Consider the following 15,654-nt stretch of genomic DNA (forward strand, 5'->3'; position numbering starts at 1 on the left):
AACGATAATTATTATCATTATCAACTGGAGCCTGCCATGAGCAAGCCATCCGTGATGACCAGCCAGACCGACGATGTTTTCTATTTTCTGTCCGCCCATCGCAGCCTGAAGGCCGCCGGCATCCATAGCCGCCTGAGCGTTCCGGCGAAAGACCGTCACTTCCAGACCGCCGTCACCCAAGCCTTCGCCCGCGCCCGCGCCGCCGGCATCGACAAGCCGGTGCTGATGGGCGCCATTCCTTTCGACATGGACCAGCCGTCCGAGCTGTTCATCCCGTCCTGCCACGGCTTTTTCGACCGCGCAGAACGGCTTGAGGCCGCCTCCCGCCGCGCGGCCGCCGCCGGCCAGGCCGTCAGCGCGCGCAGCATGCCGGACGAGCCGGGGTTCAAGTCCGCCGTATGCCAGGCCATCGCCCGCTTCCGCCATGGCGATATCCGCAAGGCTGTGCTGTCCCGCGTCTATGAGGTGGAGTTTGCCGAACCGTTGGCGGCCGACAAGATATTCGATGCCTTGTGCCGACAGAACCCGCACGGCTATCAGTTTCAGCTGCCGCTGAGCGTTGGCGGCCATCTGGTCGGCGTCAGCCCGGAGTTGCTGCTGCGCAAGCACGGCGCCAGCGTCCACACCTTCCCGCTGGCCGGCTCCGCCAAACGCCAGGCGGACGCCCATGCCGATCAGGCCGCAGGCGACGCCTTGTTGCAATCGGCCAAGGATCATTACGAACACAGTCTGGTGATCGAGGACATCCGCGGCGTGCTGGCGCCGCACTGCGTGGAATTGTCCATCCCCGATGCGCCATCCCTGCTCAGCACCCGCGCGATGTGGCATCTGGGCACGCCCATAGAAGGCCGGCTGGCCGACCCCTCCATGACGGCGCTGAAGCTGGCTTGCCTGCTGCATCCCACGCCCGCCATCTGCGGCTTCCCCACGGCCGCCGCGCGCGAGCTGATCGGCCAGATCGAGCCGTTCCAGCGCGGCGTATTCAGCGGCATGGTGGGCTGGTGCGACGAGGAAGGCAATGGCGAGTGGGCGGTCACCATACGCTGCGCCACGGTGGCCAAGAACCGCGCCCGCCTGTTCGCCGGCGCCGGCATTGTGGAAGCCTCCACTCCGGAAGCGGAATGGGCGGAAACCCAGGCCAAGCTGGGCACCATGTTGGCCGCCTTCGGACTCACCGGCATGGAGGCGCTGGCATGAGCATCGCCTTCACCCCATGGCCGCAAGCGCTGGCCGCCCGTTATCGCGCCGCAGGCTGGTGGACCGACTTGCCGATGACCGAGATGCTGCAGCGGCAATGCCGCGAGCGTCCGCACGCGCCAGCCATCCTGTGCGGCGAACGCGCAATCAGCTACGCCGAACTGGACCGCCAGTCTAATAACCTGGCCGCCTGGCTGCATCGGCAAGGCCTGCGCCGCCACGATACGGCCCTGGTGCAACTGCCCAATGTGGCCGAGTTCTACATCGTGCTGTTCGCCCTGTTCAAGCTGGGCGTGGCGCCGGTCAATGCCTTGTTCAGCCACCAGAAGCTGGAACTGTCCGCCTACGCGCGGCAGATCCAGCCGAAACTGCTGATCGCGGACCGCAGCCATGGCCTGTTTCACGACGACGCGATATTGCACGAGCTGCGCGCGATGGCGCCGGATCTGCGCCTGCACCTGTTCGCCCACGACACGCTGGAAGCCGTGTTGCGGCAGGATGCCGCGCTGCCGGACCATGCCGGCCCCAGCGCCGCCGACGAAGTGGCTTTCTTCCAGCTGTCCGGCGGCAGCACCGGCACCCCCAAGCTGATTCCGCGCACCCACAACGATTACTTCTACAGCGTGCGCCGCAGCGCCGAAATCTGCGAACTCGGCCCGCACACCCGCTTCCTGTGCGCGCTGCCGGCGCCGCACAACTTCCCGCTCAGCTCACCCGGCGCGCTGGGCGTATTCCACGCCGGCGGCGCCGTGGCGCTGGCACCCAGCCCGGAACCGATGGCCTGCTTCGAGCTGATCGAAAAACATCAAGTGAACATCGCCGCGCTAGTGCCGCCGGCCGTGGCGCTGTGGCTGCAAGCCGCGCCGGGGCGAGAGGCCCAGCTGAAAAGCCTGAAGCTGCTGCAAGTGGGAGGCGCCAGCTTTGCCGAGTCCATGGCGCGCCAGGTGCCGACCGTGCTGGGTTGCCGGCTGCAGCAGGTCTTCGGCATGGCCGAGGGCCTGGTCAATTACACCCGGCTGGACGACGCCGACGACATCGTCTTTACCTGCCAGGGCCGGCCGATGAGCGACGGCGACGAGGTGAAAGTGGTGGACGAGGCCGGCCATGCCGTGCCCATCGGCACGCCCGGCATGCTCGCCACGCGCGGCCCGTACACCTTCCGCGGCTATTACCAGGCGCCTGAGCACAATGCCCGCGTGTTCGACAACGAAGGCTTCTACTACTCCGGCGACATGGTGGTGGCCGACGAGAACGGCTATCTGCGCGTGGTGGGCCGGGTAAAAGACCAGATCAACCGCGGCGGCGAAAAAATCGCGGCGGAGGAAATCGAACACCTGCTGCTGCAACACCCGCAAGTGGCGCAGGCCGCGCTGGTGGCCATGCCGGACAGCATGCTGGGCGAAAAGAGCTGCGCTTTCATCGTGCCGCGCGACGATGGCCTACGCGCGGTGGCCCTGCGCCGCTTCCTGCGCGAAATCGGCGTGGCCGATTACAAGCTGCCGGATCGTTTCGAGCTGACCGCAGCCCTGCCGCTGACCCACGTCGGCAAGATAGACAAACAAACGCTGCGCGCCCAGTTGGCCACCGCAGCCGGAGCCTGAACCCATGAGCATCCCCAAACTCAACGCCTACCCCTTGCCGCAAGCCGCCGACTTTCCGGCCAACAAGACCGCCTGGCAAGTCGACCCCGCTCGCGCGGCGCTGCTGATCCATGACATGCAGCGCTATTTCCTGGCCTTCTACGGCGAGGACAGCCCGCTGATGCAGGAGCTGACCGGCCGCATCGCCGCGCTGCGCGACTGGGCCGACCGCAACGGCGTGCCGGTGGTCTACACCGCGCAGCCGACGGAACAAAAACCGGAAGACCGCGCGCTGCTGAATGATATGTGGGGCCCCGGCCTCACCACCGCCGATCCGGCCTTGCAAGCGGTGACGCCGCTGATCGCCCCGCGGCCGCAGGATACCGTGCTGGTCAAATGGCGCTACAGCGCCTTCCAGCGCAGCGATCTGCAGCAAAGGATGAAGGATTGGGGCCGCGACCAGCTGGTGATCTGCGGCGTCTACGCCCACATCGGCTGCATGATGACCGCCTGCGACGCCTTCATGCGCGACATCCAGGCCTTTCTGGTTGGCGACGCGGTGGCGGACTTCAGCGAGGACGAGCACAAAATGGCGCTGCGCTATGTGGCGACCCGCTGCGGATCGGTCATCGCCGCCTCCTCTCTGACGGAGGGAGGGCAGGAAGCATTTACTCGCGATTGGCTGAAAACGCAGGTGCTGACCGTGCTGGCCGATGGCGACGACAGCCTGGCCGCGGACGACAATCTGCTGGACTACGGCCTGGACTCCATCCGCCTGATGGAGCTGGTGGGCAAGTGGCAAGCGCAGGGTCTCGACATCGGTTTTGAAGACCTGGCCCGCGAACCCACGCTGGATGGCTGGTGGACAGCCATCGCCGCCAAGCTGCCGCAGGAGGCATGAGCATGCGCGGGTTCGATTTCAGCGGACAATGCGTGTGGGTCACTGGCGCGGCGCAAGGCATAGGCCGCGAAGTGGCCAAGCGCTTCGTCGAAGCCGGCGCGCGCGTCATCGCGCTGGATCTGCAGTTTGAACAGCCGACCGCCCGCGACGACGCGCTGCGGGAGCTGCCGCTGGACATCCGCGACGCCGGGGCTGTATCCGCGCTGTGCCGCCAGATGGCCGAAGAGGACGCCCTGCCGAACGTGCTGGTGAACGCCGCCGGCGTGCTGCGCCTAGGCGGACTGGACACGCTGTCGCTGGACGACTGGCAGCAATGCCTGGACGTCAACGTCAGCGGACCGTTCTACCTGATGCGCGCGCTGCTGCCGCATTTCAAGGCGCGCCGCGCCGGAGCCATCGTCAACGTGGCGTCCAACGCCGCCCACGTGCCGCGCCTGGACATGGCCGCCTACGGCGCATCCAAGGCCGCCATGGCGAGCCTGAGCCACAACGCGGCGCTGGAGCTGGCGCCGTACGGCGTGCGTTGCAACGTGGTGTCGCCCGGCTCCACAGACACGCCGATGCTGCGCGGCATGTGGCAGGACGACAGCGGGGCTGCCCGCACCATCGCCGGCAAGCCGGAAGCGTTCCGGCTGGGCATTCCGCTGGGCAAGCTGGCCACCCCGGCCGACGTGGCCGGCGCCGTGCTGTTCCTGGCTTCCGATCTGGCCGGCCACATCACCATGCAGGACGTGGTGGTGGATGGTGGCGCGACGCTGGCGGCCTGACATGAACGCGACAAGGCGCAGCCCCATCCTTGCCCTGAACCGTGGCAAGCCCGCGCCATCCTGTCGCACATGTCCCCATCCGGGGCGGCCGCCATATGCGCCGCCCCTGCCGCAAACAACGGAGCGCATCCGCTGACGGTTTGCGGATCGCTTCGCGGAGAAGACCCATGACTACCCTCGCCTGGCCAGACAGCCCTTTGCGCGCTGCCGGCCACACCCCCTCCCTGCCGCCGGCCAGCCAGGCCGACTACCGCGCCATGCCCAGCCCGGCCGAACTGCTGCGCAGCCTGCCGCAAAGCGCGCGCGCGGCGCAATCGGTGAATGCCGGCCGCGCCGCCGTGAAACGCGTGCTCTCCGGACAAGACCCGCGCTGGCTGGTGGTGATCGGCCCCTGCTCGATACACGACCCGCGCGCCGGCCTGGACTACGCCTCGCGGCTGGCCGAACTGGCGGCGGAGCTGGACGACACCTTGCTGATCGTCATGCGCGCTTATTTCGAAAAGCCGCGCACCAGCGTGGGTTGGAAAGGCCTGATCAACGACCCGTATCTGGACGACAGCTGCTGCATGGACGAGGGCATGCACATCGCCCGGCGCTTCCTGCTGGCCGCTGCAGAACGGGGCCTGCCGCTGGCCGGCGAGGCCCTGGACCCGCTGTCGCCGCTATACCTGGCCGACCTGTACAGCTGGACCGCCATCGGCGCCCGCACCACGGAATCGCAAATCCACCGCGAACTGGCCTCGGCGCTGGACAGCGCGGTGGGCTTCAAGAACAGCACCGACGGCACCCTGGACGCGGCGCTCAACGCCATCGTCTCCGCCAGCAGCCCGCACGCCTTCCTGGGCATGGACCACGCCGGTCAAGTCGCAGTGGTGAACAGCCGCGGCAATCCACATGGCCATCTGGTGCTGCGCGGCGGCGGCGGCCGGCCCAACTACGACTCGGTCAGCATCGCGCTGGCCGAACAGGCGCTGAAAAAGCGCGATATCCCGCCGGTGATCATGGTGGACTGCGCCCACGGCAACTCCTGGAAAAACCACGCATTGCAGCCCATGGTGCTGGCCGACGCGGTCTCCCAGATCGTCCACGGCAACCGCAGCATCCGCGCCTTCATGCTGGAGAGCTTCATCGAAGGCGGCAACCAGCCGATACCGGCCGACCTGTCCCAGCTGCGCTACGGCTGCTCCATCACCGACCCCTGCGTGGACTGGGACACCACGGCGCGCATCTTGCGCGAGACGCGCGCCAAGCTGCGGCCGCTGATGGGAAATTGAACCTACCCGAAACGCGGGTTGGCCAATCAGGTCATACCCGCGATCCATCAGCCAAGCCCGCGTCCCAATACCCGTTCCATCCGCACACGTCAATCGCCAGCATGCATCTTGCACGCGGGCAAGGCCAAAGGCCTGCCCGCCCTACAGGGCTATTCCGTTTTGCATGACGAATCTCAAACTACATCCATTACCGCGTCTAGCTACTTGCCCTAACTCTCCGCCCCCCAATAAAATACGAATGCATATTCAATACAATTTGGAATAAAAATGAAAAAAGCAATCCTGATGACAATGCTGGCCGCCACGCTTTCTGCATGCGGCGGCGGCGGTGGAGATAGTGGCAACGGCGGGCTGTCTTCTGGCGGCAATTCCTCCCCAGGCAACAACCAGGCAACGACCCCGGCCAGCAATGCCAGTGGAATCTGGAAGGGTGTTTCCGATCTTAACCGCACCATCTGGGGTGTCGTCCTAGCAAACGGCGATTATTGGGTGCTGTATTCTCGCTCAGGCATCAGCGCCCTGCTGGATGGCTTCATCACCGGCAATTTAAAATACAACGGCAGCAACTTCAGCTCTTCTGGCCTGGACTACAACATGTACAGCGGCATTCTGTCGGTTGGCGTGAATGGCAGTTTCACAGCTAACCAACTGACGGTCACCTCGTCCTACGCCAACGGCGACAAGAGCACAACCAGCGCCCCTTCTTTGCCAGGCAGCGGTCAAGCGGCGAGTTTGAGCGCCATCGCAGGGAACTTGGCCGGCAACAGCTACGTTCCGCGTTCTGGCATGGACGGCATCATTGTTAACGTCGCAAACAATGGCCAAATCAGCGGACAGAGTACCATCAGCGGCAGCGGCTGCCGTTTCAATGGCACCATCACTCCGGATGCGAAGCTGAACCTGTACACAGTCAGCCTAACCTTCCTGAACAACAACTGTGCACTGGGCGCCGGCACATCCGTCAATGGCGCCGCCATGCTGGACACGCAAACAGGACGGTTACTTGGCGCCGCCACAACGGGTCAGTCGGGGCAAGGCATCATGTTCGATCTTCACAAATAACTGCCGTCTTTTCTTGCAACGCAAAACAAAACCCCCGCCAAGGCGGGGGTTTTGTTTTCTTCCCTACCATCCACAAAGGATGGTCAGCAAGCGGATTACTGCGTCTTCAGACCGAAGGAATCAGCGGTCGCCTGGGCGGTTTTCGCCTCTTCTTCCAGCAGGGCCTTGATGGACAGGCGGATGCGACCGCGGTCGTCCATTTCGATGGCCTTGACCTTCACCACTTGACCTTCCTTCAGGTGATCGGACACATTCTTGATGCGCTCGTTGGCGATCTGCGAGATGTGAACCAGACCATCCTTGCCCGGCAGGATGGAGACGATGGCGCCGACGTTGTTGTCGAGGATCTTGACCACGGTGCCTTCGTACACCTTGCCCACTTCCACTTCAACGGTGATCTCTTCGATGCGCTTCTTGGCCGCTTCCGCGCCCTCGTTGCTGACCGAAGCGATGGTGATGGTGCCGTCTTCCTCGATATTGATCTCGCAACCGGTGTCCTTGGTGATGGCGCGGATGGTTTCGCCGCCCTTGCCGATCACTTCGCGGATTTTCTCCGGGTTGATCTTCATCACGTACAGGCGTGGCGCGTGGGCGGACAGCTCTTGCGGGCCGTCCACGGCTTCCTTCATCAGGCCCAGGATGTGCAGACGGCCTTCCTTGGCCTGGTCCAGCGCAACCTGCATGATTTCCTTGGTGATGCCCTGGATCTTGATGTCCATCTGCAGCGCGGTGATGCCTTCGGCGGTGCCGGCTACCTTGAAGTCCATGTCACCCAGGTGATCTTCATCGCCCAGGATGTCGGTCAGCACGGCGAAGCGGTTGCCTTCCAGGATCAGGCCCATGGCGATACCGGCCACGTGCGCCTTCAGCGGCACGCCGGCGGACAGCAGCGACAGGCAGCCGCCACAGACGGAAGCCATCGAGGAGGAGCCGTTGGATTCGGTGATTTCCGAAACCACGCGCATGGAGTAGCCGAACTCGGTTTCCGGCGGCAGCACGGCGACCAGCGCGCGCTTGGCCAGACGGCCGTGGCCGATTTCGCGGCGCTTCGGCGGGCCCATGCGGCCAGCTTCGCCGGTGGAGTACGGCGGGAAGTTGTAGTGCAGCATGAAGCGTTCGGTGTATTCGCCGGCCAGCGCGTCGATGATCTGCTCGTCCTGCTTGGTGCCCAGCGTGGCCACAACCAGCGCCTGGGTTTCGCCGCGGGTGAACAGGGCGGAACCGTGGGTGCGCGGCAGCAGGTTGTTGCGGATGCTGATCGGGCGCACGGTGCGGGTATCGCGGCCGTCGATGCGCGGCTCGCCGGCCAAGATCTGGCCGCGGACGATTTCCGCTTCCAGGCCCTTGAAGATGCCCTTGATTTCGTTGGCCTTCAGCGTGTCCGTGTCTTCGTTGATCAGCGCGGCCTTGACGGCATCCCAGGCTTCATTGATGGCAACGGTGCGAGCTTGCTTCTGACGCAGACGGAAGGCTTCGGCCAGCTTGTCGCCGGCGATGCCGCGGATCTGGGCGATCAGCGCTTCGTCCTTGGCCGGAGCGGCCCAGTCGAACATGACCGGATTGACTTCGTCGGCCAGCTCGTTGATGGCCTTGATCGCGGCTTGCATTTGCTCGTGGCCGAACACCACGCCGCCCAGCATCACGGCTTCGGACAGTTCCTTGGCTTCGGATTCCACCATCAGCACGGCGCGTTGGGTACCGGCCACCACCAAGTCCATCTGCGAGGTTTGCAGTTCGGACTTGGTCGGGTTCAGCACGTATTCGCCGTTGATGTAACCAACGCGGGCGGCGCCGATCGGGCCGGCGAACGGCAGGCCGGAGATGGCCAGGGCGGCGGAAGCGCCGATCATCGCCGGGATGTCGGAATCCACTTCCGGATTCAGCGACAGCACGGTGGCGACGATCTGCACGTCATGGTAGAAGCCTTCCGGGAACAGCGGGCGGATCGGACGGTCGATCAGGCGGCTGGTCAGCACTTCCTTCTCGGACTGCTTGCCTTCGCGCTTGAAGAAGCCGCCCGGGATCTTGCCGGCGGCGTAGGTGCGCTCCAGGTAGTCCACGGTCAGCGGGAAGAAATCTTGGCCCGGCTTGACGGACTTGCCGCCCACCACGTTGACCATCACGACGGTGTCGTCAACGGTGACGACGACGGAACCGGACGCCTGGCGGGCGATTTCACCGGTTTCCAGGGTGACGGTTTGACGGCCGAACTGGAAGGTTTTGGTGATCTTATTGAACACGAGGGTTTCCCTATATCTTGGTTCGATTGTAAAAATCGCGAGCCGGAAAAAAACAACGGGAACCCCTAAAAATTCGGACCTGCGGCTAGATCTGAATTTGTAGAGGCTCCCCCCGTTGTCACGACAATTGAAACTCGCGAAGCTGTCGGTGTGAAAAAGTCGCAGCAAGCTGCGACTTTTTCAGAACCGGATACCGATTACTTGCGCAGGCCCAGGCGGGCGATCAGCGCGCGGTAAGCATCAGCGTCAGTGCCCTTCAGGTAGTCCAGCAGACGGCGGCGACGGCTAACCAGCTTCAGCAGACCACGACGGCTGTGGTGGTCCTTGGTGTTGGCTTTGAAGTGCGGGGTCAGGTCGTTGATGCGTGCGGTCAGCAGGGCAACCTGCACTTCGGACGAACCAGTGTCGCCTTCAGCGCGTTGGAAGCTTTTAACGATTTCTGCTTTTTGAGCGGCGGTCATTGCCATTTGGATTACTCCAGTTTCAGTAGGGGGTTTGAAAACCCGACAAGTGCGGCGAGCCGGAAAACCCAACCCATTCCACACTCCGGTAAGCGGCGGATCAGGCCTCGGCCTGGTTCGCCAGGAGCCGGATCGGATGCAAGCGGCCATCGCCGCGAGCCTCGCCCAGCCCCACAAATTTCCGTGTCACCTGATGGTAAACCCGGAAACGCTGCATTTTCTCACACTTTTGTTCAAAACGCACGGGTTGGCCGTGCATAAACTTGCCGATCTCGCCATCGGGCAGCTCGACCTGTGGAAAGTGCGCAACCAGCACGTCGGCCGGCAGCAGCTTCGCCTCGCGCGCCGGCATGTCCAGCTGCTCCAGCGCGGCCAATTGATGCGACTGGTCCAGCGTGAAACCGCCGGTCGCGGTGCGGCGCAGCGCGGTCAAATGCGCGCCGCAACCGAGCGCCTCGCCAATATCGCAACCCAAGGTGCGGATATAGGTGCCCTTGGTGCACAGCACATCGATCTCGGCCGATATGCCGTCGAACGACAACAGCTCCAGCTTGCGGATGGTGACCTGGCGCGCCTCGCGCGGCACCTCGATGCCGGCGCGGGCATATTCGTACAGCGGTTTGCCCTGATGCTTCAGCGCAGAATACATCGGCGGCACCTGGCTGATCTTGCCGCGGAAACGCTCCAGCACCGCTTCCAGCTGTTCGCGGTTGAAGCTGACGGGCCGCTCGGATACCACCTCGCCCTCCACATCGCCGGTGGTGGTCACCACGCCGAACTTGACCGTCGCGCGGTAGCCCTTGTCGGCATCCAGCAAGTAGGACGAAAACTTGGTGGCCTCGCCCAGGCACACCGGCAGCAGGCCGGTGGCCAGCGGGTCCAGCACGCCGGTGTGGCCGGCCTTGGCGGCGTTCAGCAGCCAGCGCGCCTTCTGCAGCGCGTTGTTGCTGGAGATGTCGTAGGGCTTGTCGATCAGCAGCACGCCATCGATGTGGCGGCGGTTGCTGCGCGGCTTGCTCATTCCGCCTTGCCCTCGCCCGGCTCGCCGTTGGCGACATCGCCGAACTTCTCCGCGTCTTCGCGCGCCACCTGGTTGATCAGGCTGGTCAGGTGCATGCCGCGCTCGACCGAGTCGTCATACACGAAGTGCAGCTGCGGAATGCTGAAAATCTTGATCGCGCGGCCCAGCTCGTTGCGCAGGTAGCCGGCGGAGCTGTCCAGCGCCTCCTGAGTCGCTTCGCGGGTGGTATCCACCATCACGGTGTAATACACCTTGGCGTGCGAGTAGTCGCGGGTCACCTCCACCTGGGTGATGGTGATCCAGCCGGCGCGCGGATCCTTCAGTCCCTTGCGGGTCAGCTCGGCCAGCTCGCGCTGGATTTGCTCGGCGATGCGGTCCGAGCGGGAAAAACCTTTTTTGGCTTTGGCCATGATAATTCCAATCGTTACCTTGCGATTCACAGAACCGCTTTAGCCACGAAAACCACGGAAAACACGAAACACAATCACGAGACCGATACTCAGAACGGTGCGCCAGCGCGTTCACTCCAAGCCAGTCTTGTCACTGCCGCCCTCGGGCTGGTTTGTTCGTGTTTTTCGTGGGTTTCGTGGCACAAACATGAAAAAGGCGAGCGCCCGCCGACCTTTCGGTCAGACCGGCGCCCGCCCTTGGCGTCTCAATTACAGAGAGCGCGCAACTTCGACGATTTCGAACGCTTCCAGTTGGTCGCCTTCCTGGATGTCGTTGAAGTTCTTCAGCATCAGGCCGCACTCGTAGCCTTGCTTGACTTCCTTCACGTCGTCCTTGAAGCGCTTCAGCGATTCCAGCTCGCCGGTGTGCACCACCACGTGGTTGCGGATCAGACGGACCGAAGCGGAGCGCTTGATCATGCCGTCGGTCACCATACAACCCGCGATATTGCCCACCTTGGAAACCGAGATCACCTGACGGATTTCGACCGTACCCAGGATCTGTTCCTTCTTCTCCGGCGCCAGCATGCCGGACAGCGCGGCCTTCACCTCGTCCACCGCATCATAGATGATGTTGTAGTAACGGATGTCGACGCCCTCGTTCTCGGCCAGCTTGCGCGCGGCGGAGTCGGCACGGGTGTTGAAGCCGATGATGATGGCCTTGGAAGCGATCGCCAGGTTGACGTCGGATTCGCTGATGCCGCCCACGCCAGAGTGCAGGATGGCCACGCGAACTTCTTCGGTGGACAGCTTCTGCAGGCTGCCGGCCAGCGCTTCGTACGAACCTTGCACGTCCGCCTTGATGATGATGGACAGGGTTTGCACCTCGCCTTCGGACATCTGGGCGAACATGTTCTCCAGCTTGGCGGCTTGCTGCTTGGCCAGACGCACGTCGCGGAACTTGCCGGCGCGGAACAGGGCGATTTCACGCGCCTTCTTCTCGTCGGCCAGCGCCATGGCGTCTTCGCCAGCCAGCGGCACGTCGGACAGGCCCAGGATTTCCACCGGGATGGCCGGGCCGGCCGATTCGATGGCCTTGCCGTTTTCGTCCATCATGGCGCGGACGCGGCCGAATGCCGTGCCAGCCAGAACCACATCGCCCTTGCGCAGCGTGCCGGACTGAACCAGCAGGGTAGCGACCGGACCGCGGCCCTTGTCGAGGCGGGCCTCGACGATGATGCCCTTGGCCAGGGTTTCCACCGGCGCCTTCAACTCCAGCACTTCGGCCTGCAGCAGGATGGCTTCCAGCAGCGCATCGATGTTCAGGCCCATCTTGGCCGACACTTCGACGAACTGAGTATCGCCGCCCCAGTCTTCCGGCACCACTTCGTGCGATACCAGTTCCTGGCGGATACGTTCCGGGTTGGCGCCCTGCTTGTCGATCTTGTTGACCGCCACCACCATCGGCACCTTGGCCGCCTTGGCGTGGTGAATCGCTTCGATCGTCTGCGGCATCACGCCGTCGTCGGCCGCCACCACCAGCACCACGATGTCCGTAGCCTTGGCGCCGCGGGCACGCATCGCGGTAAACGCTTCGTGACCCGGGGTATCCAGGAAGGTGATCATGCCGCGCGGGGTTTCCACGTGGTAAGCGCCGATGTGCTGGGTAATGCCGCCGGCTTCGCCCGCCGCCACTTTGGCGCGACGGATGTAGTCCAGCAGCGAGGTCTTGCCATGGTCCACGTGGCCCATCACGGTCACCACCGGGGAGCGCGGCTTTTCCACCACTTCGACGGTCTCACCGCCGGTCACTTCCAGGTAGGCTTCCGGATCGTCCGCCTGAGCGGCCTTGCCGATGTGGCCCATTTCTTCCACCACGATCAACGCGGTTTCCTGATCCAGCACCTGGTTGATGGTGACCATCATGCCCATCTTCATCAGGGTCTTGATCACTTCAACCGCCTTCACGGCCATCCGGTGGGCCAGTTCGGCCACGGTGATGGTTTCCGGCACCAGGACTTCATGCACGATGGGTTCGGTCGGCGCCTGGAAGGCGTGCTGGTTGTTCTGCTTGTTCTTGCCCTTGCCGCCGCGCGACTTCCAGTCGTTGCCGGCGTCGCCGCCCTTGGTCTTCAGACCGCGGCCGCCCTTCTTGCCTTCATCCCAACGATCGCCACCCTTTTTGTTGCCGCCGCCCTTCTTGGCATCCGGACGACCGGCAACCGTCGCCGGCACGGTCGGGGCGCCAGGTGCGCCGGCTACGCCAGGACGCGGGCCGCGGTTATCGCCAGCCGGGCGCGGACCACGGTTGTCCCCAGCCGGACGCGGGCCGCGATCGCCGGCGCCTGCCGGACGCGGACCACGGTCGCCAGCGCCTGCCGGGCGCGGACCGCGATCGCCGGTACCTGCCGGACGCGGGCCACGGTCACCGGCGCCAGCCGGGCGCGGGCCACGGTTGTCGCGGTTATCGTTGCCGCGCGGACCGCGGTTGTCGCCAGCCGGGGCCGGACGACGCTCGTCGCGGCGCTCTTCGCGCGGCGGTTCGACGACCGGAGCGGGTGCCGGAGCCGGTTGCGAAGCCGCCAGCTTGGCAGCCTGGCGACGTTCCTCGCGCTCGATCTTTTCGCGCATCAGCGCTTCTTGACGGGCGCGGAACGCGGCCTGACGCTTCTCTTCAGCTTCACGCGCGGCGATTTCTTCCGGCGACAGGATGGAGGCGACTGTGCGCGGAGCCGGCGCGGCGGCCGGCTTCGGCTCGGGCTTCGGTTCCGGCTTGGCTTCCACCTTGGGCTCCGGCTTCGGCTCGGGCTTGGCTTCCGGCTTCACCTCGACCTTGGGCTCCGGCTTAGGCTCGGGCTTGGCTTCCGCAGGCTTGGCGGCCGGAGCGGGAGCCGGTTCGGCCGGCTTCGGCGCTTCGGCGCGCGGTGCTTCTTCCGGACGCGCCACCACGCGCTTCTTGCGGGTTTCCACAGTCACGGTGCCGCCGTCGGCTTTTTTCACCTCGGAGGTGGACTTGCGGGTCAGCGTAATGCCGCCGTCCTCGCGCGCGCCATGCGCACGCTTCAGATAGTCCAGGAGCTGGGACTTGTCTTGCGCCGACAGGGTGTCTTCCGGCGAGCGCTTGCTCACGCCGGCCGCCTTCAGCTGTTCCAGCAGGCGTTCCGGCGAGAGATTCATCTCACTGGCAAATTGTTTTACATTCGTCAAAACCATTCGTCTTCCCAAATTCCGTAAATACTTCCCGAGAAAGCCTTACTGGTTGAACCAGTGTTCGCGCGCCTTCATGATGATTGCGCGTGCAGCTTCCGCTTCCATGCCGGTCATGTCCACCAGATCGTCAACAGCCAAGTCGGCCAGATCGTCGCGGGTGTTCACGCCGCCTGCGGCCAGCTTGCGAACCAGCTCGGCATCCAGGCCTTCCATGTCCTTCAGGTCATCCGATACGTTTTCGACCTGCTCTTCGGACGCAATGGCCTGAGTCAGGAGCGCATCACGGGCGCGGCTGCGCAGCTCGCCCACCAGCTCCTCGTTGAAGCCTTCGATTTCCAGCATTTCTTCCAGCGGCACATAGGCCACTTCTTCCAGCGCGGCAAAGCCTTCGTTCACCAGCTTGGCTGCGATGTCTTCTTCCACGCCCAGCGCGCTGACGAACAGCTGGCGCAGCGCGGCGTCCTCGGCCTGGTGCTTCTCTTCGGCCTCGGTCACGGTCATGATGTTCAGGTACCAGCCGGTCAGCTCCGCAGCGAGCTTGACGTTCTGGCCGCTACGGCCGATGGCCAGCGCCAGTTGGTCTTCCTCAACGATCACATCCATGCTGTGATTGTCTTCGTCCACCATGATGCGGCTGACTTCAGCCGGCGACAGCGCGTTGATGACGAACTGAGCCGGTTCCGGCGCCCACAGCACGATGTCGACGCGCTCGCCCGCCAGTTCCTGCGTCACCGCCTGAACGCGGGAACCGCGCATGCCGATGCAGGTGCCTTGCGGATCGATGCGGGCGTCGTTGGCCTTGACGGCGATCTTGGCGCGCATGCCGGCATCGCGCACCGCGGCGCGGATTTCCAGCATGCCTTCGTCGATCTCCGGCACTTCCAGCTCAAACAGTTTGACCAGGAAATCCGGCGAGGTGCGGGACAGGATCAGTTGCGGGCCGCGACCTTGGCGGTCGATGCGCAGCAGGAAAGCCTTGACGCGGTCGCCCACGCGCAGGTTTTCCTTCGGAATCATCTGATCGCGCGGCAGCACGGCTTCCAGCTTGCCGCATTCGACGATGGCATTGCCGCGTTCGATGCGCTTGATGGTGCCGATCACCAGGTGCTCGCGGCGCTGCAGGAATTCGTTCAGCAGCTGTTCGCGCTCGGCGTCGCGGATGCGCTGCAGGATGACCTGCTTGGCGGTCTGCGCGCCGATGCGTCCGAACTCCACCGCTTCCATCGGTTCTTCAATATAGGCGCCCAGCTCGACGCGCGGATCACGCTCGCGAGCATCGACCAGGCCGATTTCCTTGCTTTCGGATTCCAGCAGCTCATCTTCCACCACCAGCCAGCGGCGGAAGGTCTGGTACTGACCGGTGTGGCGATCGATTTCGACGCGCACATCCATCTCGTCATCGGTAAACTTTTTCTTGGTTGCCGAGGCAAGCGCCATCTCAAGGGCGGAAAACACCACATCCTTGCTGACATTCTTTTCGCTCGCCAGGGCATCCACCAGCAACAAAATCTCGCGACTCATGCATTCCTCTCCGAATTTTGTCCTTTAGCGC

12 protein-coding genes are annotated in these 15,654 nt (G+C 64.1%); 6 read left to right on the forward strand and 6 right to left on the reverse strand.

Going from position 1 to position 15,654, the window contains the following annotated elements; all coding sequences use genetic code 11:
* The first annotated feature begins 36 nt into the window (after positions 1 to 36).
* The 6 genes from C2134_RS01700 to C2134_RS01725 all read left to right on the forward strand — a co-directional run bounded on the left by C2134_RS01700 (position 37) and on the right by C2134_RS01725 (position 6,781).
* Entirely contained in the window at positions 37 to 1,197 is a 1,161-nt protein-coding gene (locus C2134_RS01700; RefSeq protein WP_103317143.1) for an isochorismate synthase, read from the forward strand.
* The gene (locus C2134_RS01705; RefSeq protein WP_103317034.1) at positions 1,194 to 2,798 is read left to right on the forward strand and encodes a (2,3-dihydroxybenzoyl)adenylate synthase; all 1,605 of its coding nucleotides are present in this window, start codon (positions 1,194 to 1,196) and stop codon (positions 2,796 to 2,798) included. Before C2134_RS01700 ends, C2134_RS01705 begins: the two co-directional genes overlap by 4 nt.
* 4 nt (positions 2,799 to 2,802) lie before the next feature.
* Complete coding sequence (locus C2134_RS01710; protein ID WP_103317036.1) at positions 2,803 to 3,678, forward strand: isochorismatase; 876 nt, start codon at positions 2,803 to 2,805, stop codon at positions 3,676 to 3,678.
* Positions 3,679 to 3,680: 2 nt separating this feature from the next.
* On the forward strand, positions 3,681 to 4,445 hold the full coding sequence (gene dhbA, locus C2134_RS01715; protein WP_199179848.1) for a 2,3-dihydro-2,3-dihydroxybenzoate dehydrogenase: 765 nt from the start codon (positions 3,681 to 3,683) through the stop codon (positions 4,443 to 4,445).
* A gap of 167 nt (positions 4,446 to 4,612) precedes the next feature.
* A complete protein-coding gene (locus C2134_RS01720; RefSeq protein WP_103317040.1) occupies positions 4,613 to 5,719 on the forward strand; it encodes a 3-deoxy-7-phosphoheptulonate synthase in 1,107 nt (368 codons plus the stop codon).
* 267 nt (positions 5,720 to 5,986) lie between these two features.
* Positions 5,987 to 6,781: a hypothetical protein gene (locus tag C2134_RS01725; protein WP_146042060.1), complete on the forward strand. Its 795-nt coding sequence runs from the start codon at positions 5,987 to 5,989 to the stop codon at positions 6,779 to 6,781.
* A 95-nt stretch (positions 6,782 to 6,876) separates the two neighbouring features.
* On the opposite strand, the gene pnp is transcribed toward C2134_RS01725, so the two are convergent.
* The 6 genes from pnp to nusA all read right to left on the reverse strand — a co-directional run bounded on the left by pnp (position 6,877) and on the right by nusA (position 15,623).
* Positions 6,877 to 9,021, reverse strand: coding sequence for a polyribonucleotide nucleotidyltransferase (pnp, locus tag C2134_RS01730; RefSeq protein WP_103317044.1), 2,145 nt, complete (start codon positions 9,019 to 9,021; stop codon positions 6,877 to 6,879).
* A gap of 197 nt (positions 9,022 to 9,218) precedes the next feature.
* Positions 9,219 to 9,488, reverse strand: coding sequence for a 30S ribosomal protein S15 (gene rpsO, locus C2134_RS01735; protein ID WP_043625892.1), 270 nt, complete (start codon positions 9,486 to 9,488; stop codon positions 9,219 to 9,221).
* Between the two features lie 94 nt (positions 9,489 to 9,582).
* Complete coding sequence (gene truB, locus C2134_RS01740) at positions 9,583 to 10,503, reverse strand: tRNA pseudouridine(55) synthase TruB (protein WP_103317046.1); 921 nt, start codon at positions 10,501 to 10,503, stop codon at positions 9,583 to 9,585.
* Positions 10,500 to 10,913, reverse strand: coding sequence for a 30S ribosome-binding factor RbfA (gene rbfA, locus C2134_RS01745; protein ID WP_103317048.1), 414 nt, complete (start codon positions 10,911 to 10,913; stop codon positions 10,500 to 10,502). The genes truB and rbfA overlap by 4 nt, the downstream gene beginning before the upstream one ends.
* 249 nt (positions 10,914 to 11,162) lie before the next feature.
* Positions 11,163 to 14,105 carry a translation initiation factor IF-2 gene (gene infB / locus C2134_RS01750; RefSeq protein WP_103317050.1) on the reverse strand — a complete coding sequence of 981 codons (2,943 nt, stop codon included), beginning with the start codon at positions 14,103 to 14,105 and terminating at the stop codon, positions 11,163 to 11,165.
* Positions 14,106 to 14,144: 39 nt separating this feature from the next.
* Complete coding sequence (gene nusA / locus C2134_RS01755) at positions 14,145 to 15,623, reverse strand: transcription termination factor NusA (RefSeq protein ID WP_103317052.1); 1,479 nt, start codon at positions 15,621 to 15,623, stop codon at positions 14,145 to 14,147.
* Between the last annotated feature and the right edge of the window lie 31 nt (positions 15,624 to 15,654).

It is taken from the genome of Chromobacterium sinusclupearum (genome assembly GCF_002902845.1).
Classification (GTDB): Bacteria; Pseudomonadota; Gammaproteobacteria; order Burkholderiales; family Chromobacteriaceae; genus Chromobacterium; species Chromobacterium sinusclupearum.

Coding starts and splice junctions, on each gene's coding strand:
- C2134_RS01700 (WP_103317143.1), top strand. CDS start 37: ATGAGCAAGCCATCCGTGATGACCAGCCAGACCGACGATGTTTTCTAT.
- C2134_RS01705 (WP_103317034.1), top strand. CDS start 1,194: ATGAGCATCGCCTTCACCCCATGGCCGCAAGCGCTGGCCGCCCGTTAT.
- C2134_RS01710 (WP_103317036.1), top strand. CDS start 2,803: ATGAGCATCCCCAAACTCAACGCCTACCCCTTGCCGCAAGCCGCCGAC.
- dhbA (WP_199179848.1), top strand. CDS start 3,681: ATGCGCGGGTTCGATTTCAGCGGACAATGCGTGTGGGTCACTGGCGCG.
- C2134_RS01720 (WP_103317040.1), top strand. CDS start 4,613: ATGACTACCCTCGCCTGGCCAGACAGCCCTTTGCGCGCTGCCGGCCAC.
- C2134_RS01725 (WP_146042060.1), top strand. CDS start 5,987: ATGAAAAAAGCAATCCTGATGACAATGCTGGCCGCCACGCTTTCTGCA.
- rpsO (WP_043625892.1), bottom strand. CDS start 9,488: ATGGCAATGACCGCCGCTCAAAAAGCAGAAATCGTTAAAAGCTTCCAA.
- truB (WP_103317046.1), bottom strand. CDS start 10,503: ATGAGCAAGCCGCGCAGCAACCGCCGCCACATCGATGGCGTGCTGCTG.
- rbfA (WP_103317048.1), bottom strand. CDS start 10,913: ATGGCCAAAGCCAAAAAAGGTTTTTCCCGCTCGGACCGCATCGCCGAG.
- infB (WP_103317050.1), bottom strand. CDS start 14,105: ATGGTTTTGACGAATGTAAAACAATTTGCCAGTGAGATGAATCTCTCG.
- nusA (WP_103317052.1), bottom strand. CDS start 15,623: ATGAGTCGCGAGATTTTGTTGCTGGTGGATGCCCTGGCGAGCGAAAAG.